At 49.5% G+C, this 16,116-nt stretch carries 13 protein-coding genes; 7 read left to right on the top strand and 6 right to left on the bottom strand.

Annotated features, from left to right (window positions below; translation table 11 throughout):
* Positions 1 to 101: 101 nt before the first annotated feature.
* On the top strand, positions 102 to 845 hold the full coding sequence (locus L2097_RS05335; protein WP_250352282.1) for an SDR family oxidoreductase: 744 nt from the start codon (positions 102 to 104) through the stop codon (positions 843 to 845).
* A 304-nt stretch (positions 846 to 1,149) separates the two neighbouring features.
* On the opposite strand, the gene L2097_RS05330 is transcribed toward L2097_RS05335, so the two are convergent.
* Complete coding sequence (locus L2097_RS05330; RefSeq protein ID WP_250352281.1) at positions 1,150 to 2,985, bottom strand: M48 family metallopeptidase; 1,836 nt, start codon at positions 2,983 to 2,985, stop codon at positions 1,150 to 1,152.
* Positions 2,986 to 4,014: 1,029 nt separating this feature from the next.
* On the opposite strand from L2097_RS05330, the gene L2097_RS05325 reads away from it, so the two are divergent.
* A complete protein-coding gene (locus L2097_RS05325) occupies positions 4,015 to 4,497 on the top strand; it encodes a cold-shock protein (protein WP_250352280.1) in 483 nt (160 codons plus the stop codon).
* Positions 4,498 to 4,680: 183 nt separating this feature from the next.
* On the top strand, positions 4,681 to 4,926 hold the full coding sequence (locus L2097_RS05320) for a YmjA family protein (RefSeq protein WP_047370106.1): 246 nt from the start codon (positions 4,681 to 4,683) through the stop codon (positions 4,924 to 4,926).
* Between the two features lie 106 nt (positions 4,927 to 5,032).
* On the opposite strand, the gene L2097_RS05315 is transcribed toward L2097_RS05320, so the two are convergent.
* Positions 5,033 to 5,926 (bottom strand): PhzF family phenazine biosynthesis protein, encoded by an 894-nt coding sequence (locus L2097_RS05315; RefSeq protein WP_250352279.1) that lies wholly within the window; start codon positions 5,924 to 5,926, stop codon positions 5,033 to 5,035.
* 231 nt (positions 5,927 to 6,157) lie between these two features.
* Here L2097_RS05315 and L2097_RS05310 point away from each other — a divergent pair, with 231 nt between their 5' ends.
* Positions 6,158 to 7,582, top strand: coding sequence for an EAL domain-containing protein (locus tag L2097_RS05310; RefSeq protein ID WP_250352278.1), 1,425 nt, complete (start codon positions 6,158 to 6,160; stop codon positions 7,580 to 7,582).
* Positions 7,583 to 8,066: 484 nt separating this feature from the next.
* A complete protein-coding gene (locus L2097_RS05305) occupies positions 8,067 to 9,629 on the top strand; it encodes a methyl-accepting chemotaxis protein (protein WP_250352277.1) in 1,563 nt (520 codons plus the stop codon).
* A 141-nt stretch (positions 9,630 to 9,770) separates the two neighbouring features.
* Here L2097_RS05305 and L2097_RS05300 read toward each other — a convergent pair whose 3' ends face one another.
* Both L2097_RS05300 and L2097_RS05295 read right to left on the bottom strand, forming a co-directional pair.
* Positions 9,771 to 10,313 (bottom strand): GNAT family N-acetyltransferase, encoded by a 543-nt coding sequence (locus tag L2097_RS05300; protein WP_250352276.1) that lies wholly within the window; start codon positions 10,311 to 10,313, stop codon positions 9,771 to 9,773.
* A gap of 40 nt (positions 10,314 to 10,353) precedes the next feature.
* Positions 10,354 to 11,565, bottom strand: a complete 1,212-nt coding sequence (locus L2097_RS05295) for an MFS transporter (RefSeq protein WP_229222484.1) — start codon at positions 11,563 to 11,565, stop codon at positions 10,354 to 10,356.
* A gap of 330 nt (positions 11,566 to 11,895) precedes the next feature.
* On the opposite strand from L2097_RS05295, the gene L2097_RS05290 reads away from it, so the two are divergent.
* A complete protein-coding gene (locus L2097_RS05290) occupies positions 11,896 to 12,435 on the top strand; it encodes a DUF2058 domain-containing protein (protein ID WP_047370100.1) in 540 nt (179 codons plus the stop codon).
* Positions 12,436 to 13,496: 1,061 nt separating this feature from the next.
* Here L2097_RS05290 and L2097_RS05285 read toward each other — a convergent pair.
* Together L2097_RS05285 and L2097_RS05280 are read right to left on the bottom strand one after the other, a co-directional pair.
* Positions 13,497 to 14,195: an RluA family pseudouridine synthase gene (locus tag L2097_RS05285; RefSeq protein ID WP_250352275.1), complete on the bottom strand. Its 699-nt coding sequence runs from the start codon at positions 14,193 to 14,195 to the stop codon at positions 13,497 to 13,499.
* A gap of 67 nt (positions 14,196 to 14,262) precedes the next feature.
* Entirely contained in the window at positions 14,263 to 15,153 is an 891-nt protein-coding gene (locus L2097_RS05280) for a LysR substrate-binding domain-containing protein (RefSeq protein WP_250352274.1), read from the bottom strand.
* A gap of 307 nt (positions 15,154 to 15,460) precedes the next feature.
* Here L2097_RS05280 and L2097_RS05275 point away from each other — a divergent pair, with 307 nt between their 5' ends.
* Positions 15,461 to 16,066, top strand: coding sequence for a glutathione S-transferase family protein (locus L2097_RS05275; RefSeq protein WP_250352273.1), 606 nt, complete (start codon positions 15,461 to 15,463; stop codon positions 16,064 to 16,066).
* Positions 16,067 to 16,116 lie beyond the last annotated feature (50 nt).

The following is a 16,116-nucleotide window of genomic DNA, read 5'->3' as shown; positions in this document are numbered from 1 at the left end:
CATATTCCTCATATACAAATAGCACTCACGGAAAGAAGTCACTCCCCCTCCTCCTGTATATCTACATCCACACAGAGCCATTAACAAAAGGATGCAGGAAGATGCTGAGAGGTAAAAGAGCGGTTATTACCGGTGGAGGCGGAGGATTTGGCCAGGCGCTGAGCGTGTGGCTGGCGCGAGAGGGTGTCGAGGTGGATTTTTGCGCGCGGCGGGCAGAGGATATTCAAAAAACCTGTAGCATCATCGCGGCTGAAAGCGGCACTGCAAAAGGGTATCTCTGTGATTTAACCCGGCCTGAATCCGTTTCTCAGTTTTCTTCACAGCTGTTGGCCGCAGATAAGCCCATAGACATTTTAATCCTCAATGCCGCGCAGTGGTTATCCGGGAGATTAGACGATCAGCCTGACACAGAAATTATCAATACCGTCAGTTCAGGCCTGACAGGTTCGATTCTGTTGACTCAAGCCTTGCTGCCCGGGTTAAGACGTTCTGACAGTGCTGATATCGTCTCGATTATCTCTTCATGCGGGGTACCGAATTTTACCGATTCCATTGCGCATCCTGCTTTTTTCGCCAGCAAACACGGGCTTAGTGGGTTTACAACGAAACTGTCACAGCAGTTGTCCGGGGAAAATATCCGTGTAACCGGGTTGTACCCGCCGGATTTCGAACTCACAGGATTAGATACGTTTGTCGAGAGTCAATCCAGAATGGGGGAACGTCTAATGAATGGGCGATCGGTTTGGGAAACGATTCGTTTTGTGCTGTCTCAACCGCGTAGTTGCCATATAAGTAGCATCTACTTTCAAGGGCCCACTCGCGAAGACCTGAGTGTCGGGAGCTGAATCGGGTGACCTTGAACTCACAGCCAGGCGCGACCGTTATTAACTCCATCCTGCGTTAGTCACAAATGCAACAGCAACAGGGGAATGACATCAGCTTTTCACCATTCCCGCTCTCCGCTATCAAGAAAAGTAACCCATCATGCGTCATGGCAGGTTTTTATCGGCATATAGCCTGCGCAGAGTACGGTTACTAATCTAGCGGGAATGACACTTCTGGTCGTGTTTTAAATACGGTCGAACCTTGAGAACGTTAATGAGCAATAACGATTGCAGCTCAACCCCTGTCACAGGGTTGAGCCACCGGTTATGCGTCGTGCTGAGCCAGCGTCTGAGCTTGTGCCTGTATTGACCGTGCCGTCTGGTGGCGATGCCAGTACCAGGCCAGCACGCCTTTGAATCTATCAATCTCTTTCTTGAGGCCCGGCAGAGGGATTTTGCTGCGTTTTTTGCCGTGGGCGTTCGGTTGCACATGCTGGACATGCAACGTATCCCGGCCAAAGTTTCGAAGCACGTTGATATTTTTAACGTTATCCCACTCCAGCAGCTCAGCCGTTTTCGGCAATACAATGCCCTGCCAGGTGATTTCGATCTGCGAACCGTCTTTCAGTGTAAAGGGAACATTGGGGAAATACTTAAGAACCAGCGCGGTCTCGGCTTCGCCCGTGGGCTGGTAGCGCCATGCCAGGCTCTCTTCATGGTTAGACGAGAAATCACGTTCATATTTCTGCCACAGCTGCTGTTCGATGTTGTCGGCAACGGGCATTAAATCGACCCAACTCTCCGTCGGGAGTTCCGCTGCCACCGAGGAATAGGCGCTTTCTTCAACGGAAAAACCAACGTTACGCATTCTTTCAGCCAGGGGGGGGTGTGAATCAAAGGGATGCGGCACATTCTGTTCACGCATGGTGCTGATAAAACCAGGGGAATTCACATGCGCAGGCAAACCGGCTGCAATGGTTTTACGGATCCCCAGTTCACTCTCATGCAGCGCATTGTTTTCAAAGAGATTGCGCTCAACCTCATAGCGATAACTGGCATAGGCTGAAATCTTGATCAGGGATTCAATAATCGCAGCAGGTGAGATGAGCGCAGAGGCATTGCGATCGGCCACGAACTCACGTTCACGGCTGTTGCGCTGCCATGCCAGTTCAAACAGCATGCGATACAGATAAAGCGGATAGTAGACAATCAGCGTGGCCACATTCTCGCTCATCAGAGCGATATAGAGATCGAAACGGTGCAGCTTCGGCCCCAGTAACGCGCCCGACGCCGTATCGCCTTCATGCAGGTGAGTCAGCTCATGCACCATGACGCCATCGGCCTGCGCGAGGGTCAGCTGACGCAACAGCGGTATACTGACATACAGTTTACGGCCCGTTAACAGATGGTCATTTACGCGCATCGGCGCTTCTGTCACGTAGAAATTGGTGTCGATACCGGCAACAATATGGTCCGGCGGGGTTGTTCCTACCCGGGCAGCCAGCGCATCAATTCTTGACCACAGTGCAGGGGCGGCTTCGCGGCTTACCACTTCGCCTTCGATATTCTCCTCAGGCGGAAGCTTTTTGAAGATGCCTTTGATGATGTAATAGATACCGCCCAGCACCATCAATCCCACTATTATAACCAGTTTTGGATAGTAGGTTTGCGTGAAGAAGGCGGTTCCCCAGAAAGAGAGCCATACCAGCATCCCACCTTGCACAATCACTTCAAGTGAACCCGCGAGCATCAGGAATGGACGCGCCAGCATCAGGCTTAACAGTTGACTCCGGCGATTCCTGAAGGCCAGCGCGCTGAATAACACGATCATCAGCAGTACAATGCCGCCGGCAATCAACGTCCACAATGCAACGTTGCCCATCATGTAAAACTGCCAGAGCTCTGAGCCCGGTAAACAGACTGCTTTTTTGTAGTTGAGCAGATCTTCGTCAACCGGACCGCAGACGCTTGAAGGCGGATTCTGTTGCAGGAACCCGGCGAGTTTATCGGCATCCTGATGTTGTTTTTGTGCATCCTCAATAAAGAATTGTGTGTATTCCTGATTGAGTGATTTACTCCCGTATTCAGCAAAACCTAATGTGATTGCTGGTATGAGAAACAGGGTTAACAGAAGCCAAAAGATTACCTTTGTATAACCCATTTTCAATTCCGTTATGCTTTTCAACGTTATTAACTCATCCACTGTGTGTAATGGGAAAAACGACTTTCGCGGCGTGCGCCCGAAGAAGTTTGCTATACCAGTTAAAGGGATAATTACCCTCCCACTAAGCTTACACTATTTTACAAACAGTGCATTTTGATTGTAAACCTACCTTTGTTAGTTATAGAAACAGGCAATGTATTTTCTACGGATATTTCAGCACGAGATGGTCACTGCGCAAGTCGCAGTAAATTTAAGCCTCAGATAAGAAAAAACGAATGCAGGGAGTGCGAATGACTTCGCGAAAAAGACATTGTAGATAACTCATCTGTTTAATTATTTTTTATAATAAAAACAATGACTAATGAATTTAATTCCTTGTAATATTATAAATATTATTTATCCACAATAGGATAATTCGCAATTCGTGTTTTTATTTCTTCTTCACTCATAAAAGAAAGTCCCATTTTTCCGTTCTCATTCATCATTGGGGTTTTGCTTGAGTGAATTCTCAGGCAGAAAAAAAGTTGTCAGAATGGGATATGATTATCCCGCCCTGTTGATGCTCACTTAGGTTCTACTCTGTTGGCACTGCATTTCAGAAAAGGAAATAACACCATGAGGAGTTCGCAATCACGTTAAAGAATATATCTGATATGACAGATATATTCTTTAACGCAGCGCGGGGTTGCACAGTAAATGTGGCATCAGCCGCCAGGGTGCGGACGACGGAAAAAACAGCCACCACCACGAAACAATCGCGCCACTGGATGTAATGCAGAAATTCACATTCCCGGATTATCAGACTCAGCCCGTTCCTGGCGATAGAGCGCGAGAACCAATCTTACAAGCTCGCAAGCTTTAGCGCATCACCTCGCCCCCTAATCAACCGTTTTGCCTTTTCTTCCCCGCCCTCGCCTCCGCCAGGTTTATCACCCACACTTAATCCAAAGACGTAGTCTGCGCGCGCATTGTGCTTTACACTGCGCGCTGCAAAAATTGAGTAGATAAACGATTAATCAGGCGGTAATGGCGATGAACGGAACGATCACAACGTGGTTTAAAGATAAAGGTTTTGGATTTATCAAAGATGAAAACGGCGACAACCGGTACTTTCATGTGATTAAGGTCGCCAACCCTGATCTGATCAAGAAAGATGCAGCGGTGACCTTCGAACCGACCACCAACAATAAAGGATTGTCGGCATATGCGGTCAAAGTCATCCCGGAAAGCAAATACATCTATATCGCAGGCGAGCGCCTTAAACTCGCCTCGATCAAGTCTTTCGTGGTGTTCAGTGAAGAAATGCCTGTTGAAACCGGCATTGATAAAGAAAATGCTGTCCTGTCGGTGGGTCTGTTGATGAACAATATCAAGCCGAAATCCGCCGCGAAACCAGGCGAAATGCGTGCGGTAAAAAAACTGGCGATCACCACCTTCCAGGGCACGACGTTAATCTTCTCGCAAGATGAAATAGATGTCGAAGCCACAGTTAAAATGCTCAAAGTCTGACATCATCAGACTGCCCCTGTGCCGACATCGCACGATTGATATAGCGCATGCCGGCACGACTTACTGCCCCATTTAGATATTTCCGTATTCATCCGGCGATTTTCGCTCGGGGAGTAAAATAAGACTGCTATTATCTAAGCCACATCGGCAGTATCAACTGGCTCAGGACTTAGGGAACGACTTATGAACAACGAAATACCACTTAAATTTTATGACATCGTGGATGAGTATTCGACGGAAAGCGAGAAGCCGGTGAGCGAGTCAGAACGCGATCCCCTGGCACACTATTTTCAGTTGCTCATCACCCGTTTAATGGCTAATGAAGAGATCAGCGAAGAGGCGCAGCAAGAGATGGCCCGCGAAGCAGGCATCAATGAAAAACGTATTGATGACGTCGCAAACTTCCTCAACCAATGGGGCAACGAGTAACGTCGTCTCAGTCTTTATTGGGAAGGCGGCAGCCTGTGCTGTCTGTCCCCTTCCCGCTAATTTTTCCCCCGGCGCAATGAAGTCAGCCCAACAGGCTGACATGGCTTCACAGGTTAAATGTCCCTTCCATGGTGATCACACTGTTTCCCCCTACCCGCACAACCGGTTTACCCTGCGAGGCGTCATACTCTGCCAATAGCAGGCTGGCCCGCCCCATATCCACCCCCTGACTTACACGCAAAGAGAGCGTCCTTTTATCGTGCAGAGAAGCCAGTAGCGCCGTCAACGCAGCCGTCGCGCTGCCTGTCGCCGGGTCTTCGGTCATCCGCGGCGTGAACATCCTTGCCTGCAAATCGCAATGCTCTTCCCGCGTTGTGTCCAGGGTATAGGCATAAATGGACACGGCACCGTCCAGCGGGAGAACGGCCCGAAACCCTTGTAGATTCGGCACACAGCGGCGTAGCGCATCGCGGGAGGCCAGTTCAACAATTAAAAACGGCAGCCCCACCGAGGCCACCAGCGGCTGATGCACAGCCGTACGGATACACTCTGCTTCCAGCGACAAACAGGCGGCAACCTGCCCCGCGCTTACTTCGGAGCGGCAAGACAACAGCTCCGGCACCCGCAGTTCGGCCCCGCTAATGGTGCCGTTGTTTTTGAGCAGCCGAACGGGCACCAGACCTGCCGCTTCTTCAAACAGCAATGTCTCAGGCAGCGTCTCGTCCCTCGCCGTTGCATAACTCGCCAACACAAAGGCGGTACCGACATTAGGATGCCCGGCGAAAGGAATTTCCCGCGTGGGGGTAAAAATGCGCACATGCGCCGTGTTTGCTCTGTCTTCCGGCGGCAGTACGAATGTCGTTTCGCTGTAGCCAAATTCAGCGGCAATCTGTTGCATTTGCCCGGTGCTCATCCCTTCTGCATCTAACACGACAGCGACAGGGTTGCCAACAAACGGCGTATCCGTAAAAACATCTGCAATCACATAACGTCTTTTCATTCTCAACTCTGTATTCAATGGTGTAGTAAACAACGAGTACCACAATTTAGCGCTCAGCAACACCGGTCAGATTCATCAGTATGGAAAATATCAGGTATAGTAGACTGAATTGTTGCCTCTTTTAAAAAGGAATGCGAAATGAAAGACAAGAAGAGAAAACCATTAATCCGTACCTCTCAGGATCTATGCTGAAATGACTATTTTCAATAATAAACAAATTCAGGGGATCGCATGCATTCTTTATTAAACTCATTCGTTTGTTTTTTTGAATCTTACATTCAGAGACTGCCTCGTTGTAATCATACAAGACGGCAGTATTTTTTACTTTTCCTGACCGGGATTATCTGTTTGACAGGAGGTGCAGCCTGGAGTACAGCATATCTGTTTGCTGACAAACCTTATATCGCCGCATTATGTTTATCTGTCATTCTTGTCGGTTTTTATGCCATGAAGATGGCATTTAATGGGATCACAAAGCAAAACACGCTTATTTTCTCCCACCTGATATTGATTGTTTGCACTGTGATCCCTTTAACGGATTACCCTCTTGCTGCCATACCCCGTTCGTCTCACTCTTACCTGCTGGTATATGCTGTTGGTGGGGCTTTATTTCTCAGGCATGAACGATTCTATGTGAAAACAGTAATGCCTTTTCTTGCCTTTGTTTTCTATTTGACCTACTCAGTGTCTGATCTTTCTTTTACCAGTGAGCTTCTTCACCCGCCAGAATACATCATGACCAAAGGTGTTTTCATAAACTACGTTACTGCTGTTGCACTTATATTTGGTATCTTGATCATCTTCCGCGGCGATTATACTAATGAGAAGTATCTTACCTACGCACTATCGAAAGCCATAAAAACTAAACAACTCTCTGTTTATTATCAGCCGCAAATCGATCGTCAGGGGAAAGTTGTTTCAGCAGAAGCATTACTGCGTTGGAAACATCCCGTCAGAGGTTTTATAGCGCCCGATTATTTTATTCCGATAGCCGAGGCGTCCGGATTAATATTACCCATCGGCTACTGGGTTTTGGAACGTGTAGGTGATGATATGCTGGCGCTCAAAAACAAAATAAAAGACATTACGGTTTCTGTAAACATCAGCCCAATACAATTAATGGATGCTGAGTTTCCCGATACCGTTGACAGCATTCTCAATAAAAACAATCTTAACCTCAAAAATATCAAGCTTGAAATAACAGAAGGTGCTTTTATTTATGATAAGAAGTATATCTTAAACGTCATGAATGAATTCTCGAGGAAAGGAGCATTATGGTCGCTTGACGACTTAGGCTCTGGTTATTCTTCATTAAATATCTTAAATGAAATGCCATTTAGTGAAGTAAAAATTGATAAGAATTTATTAAAAGGCATAGATCATAGTTTAAAAAATAGAGTAATCTTAGAGAAAATCATCGAAATTGCAAACGATGTAGGTATGAACATCGTTGTTGAAGGTATTGAGACACAGACTATGGCCGACACCGTATTTAAAATGGGGTGCGATCTGCAACAGGGCTATCTTTATGCGAAGCCAATGCCCTTAGATGAGTTCTTATTATTTTGCGCGCAAAATAATACCCAGGATGTCAGATATGGCCGGGAAGTCACGGGTGATTATTTTCCTGAGCCTCTGACTGATAACAATGAATAAGTATGGCGAGTAATAGCGGCTTTGGCCGCTTCGCCGGATGAAAGCGTTTTATAAGGTAATTTTAGAAAAGTGAGGGTAAAGCACGAAACACAGGCGCAATGCGCCATCGGATCGACTGTCATCATCAAGATTTGCTTATGTCCTGTGGGTTATCATTTTACGTTTATCGTCAGACTCCATCACCTTACCCTGGCTGTCTTTTTTTAAATTCCCTTAGCAATTCGACGGTTAAAAGCCAACCTTGTTCTTTTCAATACGCATTGCGAATAATAGCACAAATCGTTCAATAAATTTGTTGCATTAAATTTATGCAACATTCCATCGATCAATCGAATTAATTTCAATAGTCACAAACTATCAATAATTTAATTTTTTTAGTTTTTAACGATCAATGGCTAAGTATTATCAGCATCATGCCGATGTGTATTAAATGCCCTCTGCAGGAGCAGATCGGCATAACTTCAAATTTAACAAGGAAAGAAAAATGAGAAAAGTTAAGACCAACAGTCAAACACAAGGTTTAAGTATCAAAAACAAAATATTACTGGCATTCGGCATCATATTGCTTTTGATGGTATTTATTTCAGCAAACTCTCTTTTCAGGCTTAATGAAGCTAAAGATAAAATATCGAAAATCGTAACGGAGGATTATCCGACAACTGCTCTTGGCAATAATGTTATAAGAGAGGTCAATAACGCGACAACGTTATTACTTAACGCAATTATCGAAAAAGAACCAGAGAGAAAAGATCAGCTTTTGCAGGCATTGAATGCTAAAAGTAAAGAAGTAACGGCGTTATATGAACAACTGAGGGAAAAAGCAGACGATGAACCTTCACAATTATTATTAAACAAGATATCTGAAATGCGTACAGCTTACATTCAGTCACGCGCTTTAGTGATAAAAAACCTTAAAACCGATCCTGAGGCCGCCGTCAATGAGTACACCACTCACACCCGTGCTTACGAAGGTCAATACCTGGAGAAAATAACCGAATTTATCGATCTACAGCGTAATGAAATGCAGACATCCTATGCGGATTTTCTCGGTGATTACGCATTAAGCAAAGCGACAATGATCGTTGTATCAATAATCTGTTTAGCACTCGGTATCATCATGGCACTTCTGATTTCACGTGCCATTGTCCGTCCTATCAATCATGCCGTCAGTGCCGCCACCCGTATTGCCAAAGGCGATCTCGGTACTGACATCGTTATTACTTCTAAAGATGAAACAGGGATTCTGACCGGGGCCATTGCCCATATGCAGCAAGAATTACGAAAAATCGTAACTGAAATTCGCAGCGGGGCGGAAAATATCGCGACAGGTGCCTCACAAATCATGGCTGGCACCAGGGATTTGTCCGCGCGAACGGAGGAACAGGCCAGTTCGGTTGAACAAACCGCCGCGTCGATGGAGCAGATTTCCGTCACGGTGAAAAATACCGGGAGTAATACAGCGAATGCTTCCCTGCTCTCAGAAAATGCCAGCATAACGGCCAAAGATAATGAAAAGTTAATGTCGTCTCTGACGCATGAAATCCACAATATCACCAACTCCGCAGATAAAATGTCTGACATCATTAGTCTGATTGACTCCATTGCTTTCCAGACCAATATACTGGCCCTCAACGCGGCGGTGGAAGCCGCCCGCGCAGGTGAACACGGAAAAGGATTTGCCGTCGTTGCTCAGGAAGTTCGCGTTCTCGCGCAAAAAACAGCGAACTCGTCAAAGGATATCCGTTCTCTGATTGAAAATTCCATGCAGCAAAGTTCCCGGGGTCTGGATATGGTGCGTCAGGTTAGCGGAAAAATGGATGGTCTTGTGCACAACGTTGACAGCGTCTCGAGTATTCTTAAAGAGATCGAACAGGCCAGTCTGGAACAGAGCGAAGGGGTGCATCAGATTAATATTGCGATCGGTCAAATTGATACCACGACACAGCAAAATGCGGCATTGGTTGAAGAATCCGTGGCGGCATCAGAAATGCTTAACGAGCAGGCCAGAGTGCTGAAAGACCTGGTTAGCGTATTTAAAATGGCCTGAATGCCCATCTAACATCTGTTATTAATCGAGAATGAAAGACAATCCGGTAATACATTATCGCGGTTATCGGATTGTCTTAATATTCTCTTTCTCGCGAATAAAACCTGACAGGTGAGATAATCTCTCGTCCCGTCACCGAACTCAAAACGTCGCTTGCCACTCTTTTTTAAGCAGCGCGTAGACATACGTAGAGTCGTACCGCTCTTCGCCCTTTTCGTCTGTAAACGAGACAAACTCCTTAAAACAACCTTCCTGTCGCATGTGCAGGCGAGCACAGAGTTTTTGTGACGGCAGATTATAGTCTTCCACATAGGCATACAGGCGCCGTGCTTCGTTTTGCGTAAACAGATAAGTGAATAGCGCGCTGACAGAGGCGGTGGCAAATCCCCGCCCTTCATATTGCGGATTAAAGTGCCAGCCTATGCTCCAGGTATGCGGATCGGGTTCCCCGTGGTTATCGGCAAAAAGATGACCAACAAGCGCATCACTCTCTTTAAGGCAGACGGCGAACTGGGTCTCATCGCTGGCGCGTTTAGCCACGTCTTCTTCGGCTTCTGCCAGGGTGCTGACTTTCTCATCATAAAAACAGGGCACACGCGGCGAAGCCATATAAGCATAAAAAGCCGCGGCGTCTTTGCGGTGAAAGCGCCGGATAATAAGCCCTGGCATGGTCGTTAAAATCATCTCACTCCCCTGTTCATTGTTTTTCCCCTTTCGCGCCGCCTCAATAAGATCGCCGCTCCTCGTGGGTTCCATAAAAAAAGCGGCGCAGGGTCCAGATAAGCAGCGCCAGTAACGCAATTGCCCCCAGCACGGCAAAAGCCACGCTGTAGGAATATTTTGCCGCAATACTGCCCGCCAGGCCCGGACTGAATGCCGCGCCCGCCCCCTGTAACAGCATGACAAAGCTTTGCCCGGCATTGGTATGCCCGCTGCCTTCCAGCAACTTGACGATATAACCCGGAACCGCCACACCCAGAAGGCCTGCCGCCACGCCATCCATAATCTGCACCGGTATCATAAAAAGTGGGTCGGCTGAGGTGCAAGCCAGCGCCGCGCGCAGCGGCAGGACAATTAAGGCCGCCGCGATCAATAGCGGATAGCCATATTTTTCCGCTCTGGCCGCGGCGAATAAGGCCACGGGGATCATCACCAGTTGCGAAATGACAACCGTCGCCGCTGCATACACGCCCGCGCTTATTTCCCCTCCCGGCGCCGATGCCACACGCATACTGAGCATCGGCAGCAGCGCGGCGTTTGCCAGATGAAAAAGCAGCAGCGTTACCCCGATGGTAATCACCGCGGGGTGTGCGAGAATAACGGACAGTTTGGGAAGCGCCGCAGGATCCGCACTGCCACTTAATCCACGGGCGACACGGTTATCGATGTCATCATTGCGAATAGCAAACACCGCCATCGTGGCGCAAATCGCCATACCGGTCATCAAAATGAACACGGCATCTGTGCCCAGGTAGAAGACCAGTACACCCGCCAGTATCGCGGCGCTCATATTTCCGCCGTGGTTAAACGCCTCGTTTCTGCCCATTTGATGGTTGAACCCGGATGAGCCCGTTAACCCAAGTGTGATCCCGGTTAGCACAGGGGCAATGAAAGCCGCAGACACTCCCGTGACAAGCTGAGAAAAGCCGACGATATACAGCGTCGGAAATACCCAGAGCAGCAGCGTCGCGGCAGTGATGAGCAGACCGCAGGTAACGAGTATTGCCCGCTTATGTCGTGACGCATCAGCAACCAGCCCGGAGGGCATCGTGGCAAGAAGCCCTGCCACACCTCCAAGCGTCATCATCCAGCCAATACTGTCGGTTTGCCAGTGATGTTCAGTGAGGAAGATCCCTAAAAAAGGGCCGAGACCGTCCCTGACATCCGCCATAAAAAAATTCACTAAACACAGCGCCTGTAGCGATCGTAAAGACATGAAACCTCTTCTTAAGTGGCAATCCCGCGAGGGTTTCGCATTCACAAATCGAGTATATGTGCCGCCATTTATACGCCGCACTTCCCATATTCCATTTTAAAATCAGCAGGTTGGAAATCAGGTATGTCACGTCATATCCGCAAGAAGAGAGAGTAACGAGTTTTCAAGTCAGAAGCATGATACATAAATGTAACAATTGATTCCGCTACGTCCTTCTTTATACCAGCGTCAGGTTTAGGACGCGTAACGTCACGGTCACGGCCACACCTGTTACATCCGCAATAATTACCGTTATAATCACGCAAATTCTTTACCAGGTTAGAAACGACGATGACAAAACTCACCTTACAAGAGCAGATGCTGAAAGCAGGTTTAGTAACCAGCAAAAAGATGGCCAAAGTCCAGAGAACGGCCAAGAAATCACGCGTTCAGGCTCGTGAGGCAAGAGAGGCGGTAGAAGAGAACAAAAAGGCGCAACTTGAGCGCGATAAGCAGCTGAGCGAGCAACAAAAGCAGGCGGCGTTATCGAAAGAGTATAAAGCGCAGGTGAAGCAGCTTATTGAGATGAACCGAATCGTCATCGCCAAAGGCAATATCGATTTTAACTTCACCGACAATAACCTCATCAAAAAGGTTGTGGTAGATAAGGCAACGCAGACACAACTGATCAATGGCCGCCTCGCCATTGCACGTCTGGTAACCAACAGCAATGGCGACAGCGAATACGCGATCATCCCTGCCGTCGTCGCCGATAAAATTGCCCAGCGCGATGAGAGTTACATTGTGTTAAACAGCGCGTTGAGCGAAGAAGTGCAGGACGAAGACGATCCGTACGCCGATTTCAAAATACCTGACGATTTGATGTGGTAATCCGCAGCATTTAATCCCCCTTTGCCACCGCACTTATGTACCGCGCCGGGCATCCTCCCGGCGCTTCATCCGGATCTACAGGTTCGGTGCCCGATCGTAGAGGGGGAGAGGAGTCCCCACAAAAATGCGAGCACGATCGGTCCCCTCTCCCTTGAGGGAGAGAGCCAGGGTGAGGGGGAAAATGCGGCTCGGGAGGTGGGTTCCGTTCACCGTATGTTCATGGCGAAATGTCACCCTCGAACACGTGAACGGGTAAAGGGGAACACCGCGTTCCCCTTTACAATCCCCGCGGCCCCGCAAAGAAATCGATGCTTCGCACTGCGTTCGCCTCCCGCCCCGCTGCCTGCGGTCGGTTTGACTCGCATTACTCGCCCCATCCCTGGGGCTCGCCCTTCGGGCCAACGCGTTGCGTTGTTCAAAATCGCTCCGGACGATTTTGTCGTGTCTCGACAAACCTCAGTCCGCCATCCCTGGCGGCCTGACCTTGTCATCGGGTCTTCGTCTCACCGATTTCAGCGGGGACTCACCCCCCTCGCTGCACGCTCTGCGCCAGGGGGGACAAAGATGTCGCTATGGTTATCATGCGGGAAAACGAGTAAGCCATGACTAAAAAGGGTTGAAGATGTTCACAGTATCTACGACCGGTTTTCTCCCTCTCCCCCGGGGCTGAGGAATCTCCAGTAATCTTATGTTTTACAGCGATAACGCCGCTTAATAAGAATAAAACAGTGACAGCGATGACAGGGTCCGGCTGAAAATCGATGAGGCGTTGGCGGCTGACCGGGGCCGCCCGCAGGGAAGCGGGCGGAGGGGATAGCCTGCAAGGACGCAGGCTGGTCCCCGCCCCGAAAGTCAGACGACATAAGACGAATGGACCGCGCCAGCGGCGATTTTCTTTGCCGGGAGCCCGGGTCGCCAGGGTGGCGGTGAGCCACCCTGGCACGTTCACGGGTTCTGTCGCGACAGAAAAGCAAGGAACATAAGGTGAACGGAATGACCACCAGAGTCGCATTTTCCCCCTCACCCTGGCCCTCTCCCTCAACGTTCACAGTATCTACTGTTCAGAACGGGCTGGCGTGGCAGGCGTTTATCGGTTCTGCGCTGACCGGATGGACAAAATGCAATTCACTGGCGTGTAGCATCATTCGCGGTGTTCGCGCTGTGCCCGGTAGCCTCAGACCGCCATACAAGTCACAGCCCAGAATCGGATGGCCCAGATGCTGGCAGTGAATGCGCAATTGATGGGTGCGCCCGGTCTCCGGAATCAGTATGACCCGCGTCAGTGGCAGTAACGTTCCGTCTTCCCCTTCCTGAAAAAAACGGTCCACGACCCGGTAGCGTGAGCGTGCGGGTTTGCCGTGAACAGCGCAAATCGACATCAGCGGAAACAGCGCCGGATCTTTGGCGATCGGCGCGTCGATCACCCCGCCATCATTGGCCAAATGCCCGCAGAGCAACGCAGTGTAGACCTTGTTCACCGTGCGCTGGCTGAACTGGCGGCAGAGTGCAGCATTGATCGCCTTGTTGCGCGCCACCACCATCAGCCCGGAGGTACCAAAATCAAGGCGGTGGACCAGCGTGCAGCCGGGGAATAGGTTGACCAGCCGGTGATGCACAGAGTCGAGATTTTGCGGGTTTTTCCCGGAGAGGCTAAGCAGCCCGGCGGGTTTATTGATGAGGAGCAGATGTTCGTCTTGCCAAAGGATCGTAACTTCCTCCTGGCATGGCGGGGCAATAAAGGTATCGATAATCTCAGACATCAGGCTGCCCGGCGAAAAAGGGAGAGCGGATAATAGCGGATTCTCCGCCACCTGGCGAATCTGGCCTTCACGGCGTCTGCTCGCGCCACAGGGCTATCTCTTCATCCAGCCAGGCGATGAAAAGAGAGATTTCCCGCGCTTTCTCTGTCTGTGCAGAGGTCACCAGCCAGTAGTGCCAGGGATAAGGCGCCGAGAATGCGGTTATCTGCACCAGTTCGCCCCGCGCGATAGCGTCCCTGACCAGAGAACGGCGCTCAAGCGCAATGCCAGCGCCCAGCCGGACGGCTTCAAGCACCAGGTTCGAATCGTTGATACGCAGTCCCGCTGGCACGATCTCTTTTTCCAGGCCGGCATTCAGGCACCAGCTTTTCCACGACTCCGTCGAAAAGATAATGTGACTCTTCGCCACCTCTTGCGGCGTGGTGGGTAAGTTGCCATTGTTATAGCCAGGTGCCGCAACGACAATCAGCTCATCAGAAAAAAGAAAGCGGCTGTCCATGCCTTCCCAGTCGCCCTGCCCCATACGGATCGCAATATCAATGACTTGCTGTTGCAGGCTGGTAACCGTCAGACTGACCTGTAAACGTAACGATATGAGAGGAAATTTCTCGCGAAACCGCATCAGGCGCGGCATTAACCAGTGATTGCCAAAAGAAGGCACCGTCGCCAGAGTCAGTTCCATCGTGCGCGGCTTAACCTGCACCAGCCGGGTGGCATCTGAAATGTGATTTAACGCCTCGCGTATCTGTAACGCATACAGCCGTCCTTCTTCGCTAATCTGCACCCCGCGCCCGTGACGGATAAACAGTTTTACGCCCACCAACTCCTCAAGGATTTTGATTTGCTGACTTATGGCAGAATGAGTCACGTTCATCTCTTTTGCCGCCTGGGTCACACTACCCAGGCGTGCAACGGCCTCAAAACTTCGCAGGCTGGCGATCGGTGGGAAATCCGACATCGTGCTTTCCTCAAACACAGGATCCAATACGTTAACGTTACTACCAAACAGGCTTTCTTAAATCAACGGCAGATAACTGTAAAGCGATAAGCCAATGATGTTCGGTCAGTTAATTTTAACGTTATTTGCAGGACACACGATGACCACATTAAACGTTAGCAAAACTAACACATATGGTAAGAAACCCGTGATATTCGTCCCCCCCGATATACGGTAAGGTTTCTTCGTCTTCTACACCGGGGCATCACTGTGACAGGTGTCGCGGTCAATCAATTAACGGCTGTTGCTGGAATGGGCAGGAATCACGATGAAACTCATTGGCATGATGGACTCGCCTTACGTCAGGCGTATTGCGGTATCCCTGGAACTCTATGGCATCGAATTTGAAAGTATACCGCTGTCGGTTTTTCGCTCATTTGACGCGTTCGCTCGTATTAATCCGGTGGTCAAAGCGCCAACGCTGCTGCTGGATAACGGCGTACAGTTAATGGAATCCACGCTTATTTTGTACTATTTCGAGACACTGGCGGGCGCAGAGCAGAAATTATTCCCCGCAGAGCCGGAGGCGCTGGCACACGACCTTCGTCTGCTGGGTGTGGTGCTGGCCGCCTGCGAAAAAGCGGTGCAACACATTTATGAGCACCATCTCAGACCGGAAGAAAAGCAGCATCAGCCATGGGTGGCGCGAGTGACACAGCAGTTGTTAGCCGCCTGCCAGGAGTGGGAGACGCTGCTGGCAGGCCGCCCTGCCGCGCAGCGCCCCGATCAGGTTTGCGTCACCAGCGCGGTAGTGTGGACATTTATTCAGTCGATGATCCCACATGTCGTACTGGCTGGCGATTTTAAACACATTGCGTGGCTTGCTGATTTCTGCGAGACCCTTCCCGCGTTTAAAAAATATCCTTTATGCTAAAAACGGAGCGGGTTAATAACCGTGTTTAGTCGTTAGCCCGCATCCACACG

The organism is Citrobacter sp. MNAZ 1397 (assembly GCF_023613995.1).
Taxonomy (GTDB): Bacteria; Pseudomonadota; Gammaproteobacteria; order Enterobacterales; family Enterobacteriaceae; genus Phytobacter; species Phytobacter ursingii.
This window is presented reverse-complemented; position numbering and strand designations above follow the sequence as displayed.

What these genes read in the sequence shown, in the direction of transcription:
- L2097_RS05320 (WP_047370106.1), top strand. Translation starts at nt 4,681, where the DNA reads ATGAACAACGAAATACCACTTAAATTTTATGACATCGTGGATGAGTAT.
- L2097_RS05305 (WP_250352277.1), top strand. Translation starts at nt 8,067, where the DNA reads ATGAGAAAAGTTAAGACCAACAGTCAAACACAAGGTTTAAGTATCAAA.
- L2097_RS05290 (WP_047370100.1), top strand. Translation starts at nt 11,896, where the DNA reads ATGACAAAACTCACCTTACAAGAGCAGATGCTGAAAGCAGGTTTAGTA.
- L2097_RS05335 (WP_250352282.1), top strand. Translation starts at nt 102, where the DNA reads ATGCTGAGAGGTAAAAGAGCGGTTATTACCGGTGGAGGCGGAGGATTT.
- L2097_RS05300 (WP_250352276.1), bottom strand. Translation starts at nt 10,313, where the DNA reads ATGATTTTAACGACCATGCCAGGGCTTATTATCCGGCGCTTTCACCGC.
- L2097_RS05325 (WP_250352280.1), top strand. Translation starts at nt 4,015, where the DNA reads ATGGCGATGAACGGAACGATCACAACGTGGTTTAAAGATAAAGGTTTT.
- L2097_RS05330 (WP_250352281.1), bottom strand. Translation starts at nt 2,985, where the DNA reads ATGGGTTATACAAAGGTAATCTTTTGGCTTCTGTTAACCCTGTTTCTC.
- L2097_RS05275 (WP_250352273.1), top strand. Translation starts at nt 15,461, where the DNA reads ATGAAACTCATTGGCATGATGGACTCGCCTTACGTCAGGCGTATTGCG.
- L2097_RS05310 (WP_250352278.1), top strand. Translation starts at nt 6,158, where the DNA reads ATGCATTCTTTATTAAACTCATTCGTTTGTTTTTTTGAATCTTACATT.
- L2097_RS05280 (WP_250352274.1), bottom strand. Translation starts at nt 15,153, where the DNA reads ATGTCGGATTTCCCACCGATCGCCAGCCTGCGAAGTTTTGAGGCCGTT.
- L2097_RS05285 (WP_250352275.1), bottom strand. Translation starts at nt 14,195, where the DNA reads ATGTCTGAGATTATCGATACCTTTATTGCCCCGCCATGCCAGGAGGAA.
- L2097_RS05295 (WP_229222484.1), bottom strand. Translation starts at nt 11,565, where the DNA reads ATGTCTTTACGATCGCTACAGGCGCTGTGTTTAGTGAATTTTTTTATG.
- L2097_RS05315 (WP_250352279.1), bottom strand. Translation starts at nt 5,926, where the DNA reads ATGAAAAGACGTTATGTGATTGCAGATGTTTTTACGGATACGCCGTTT.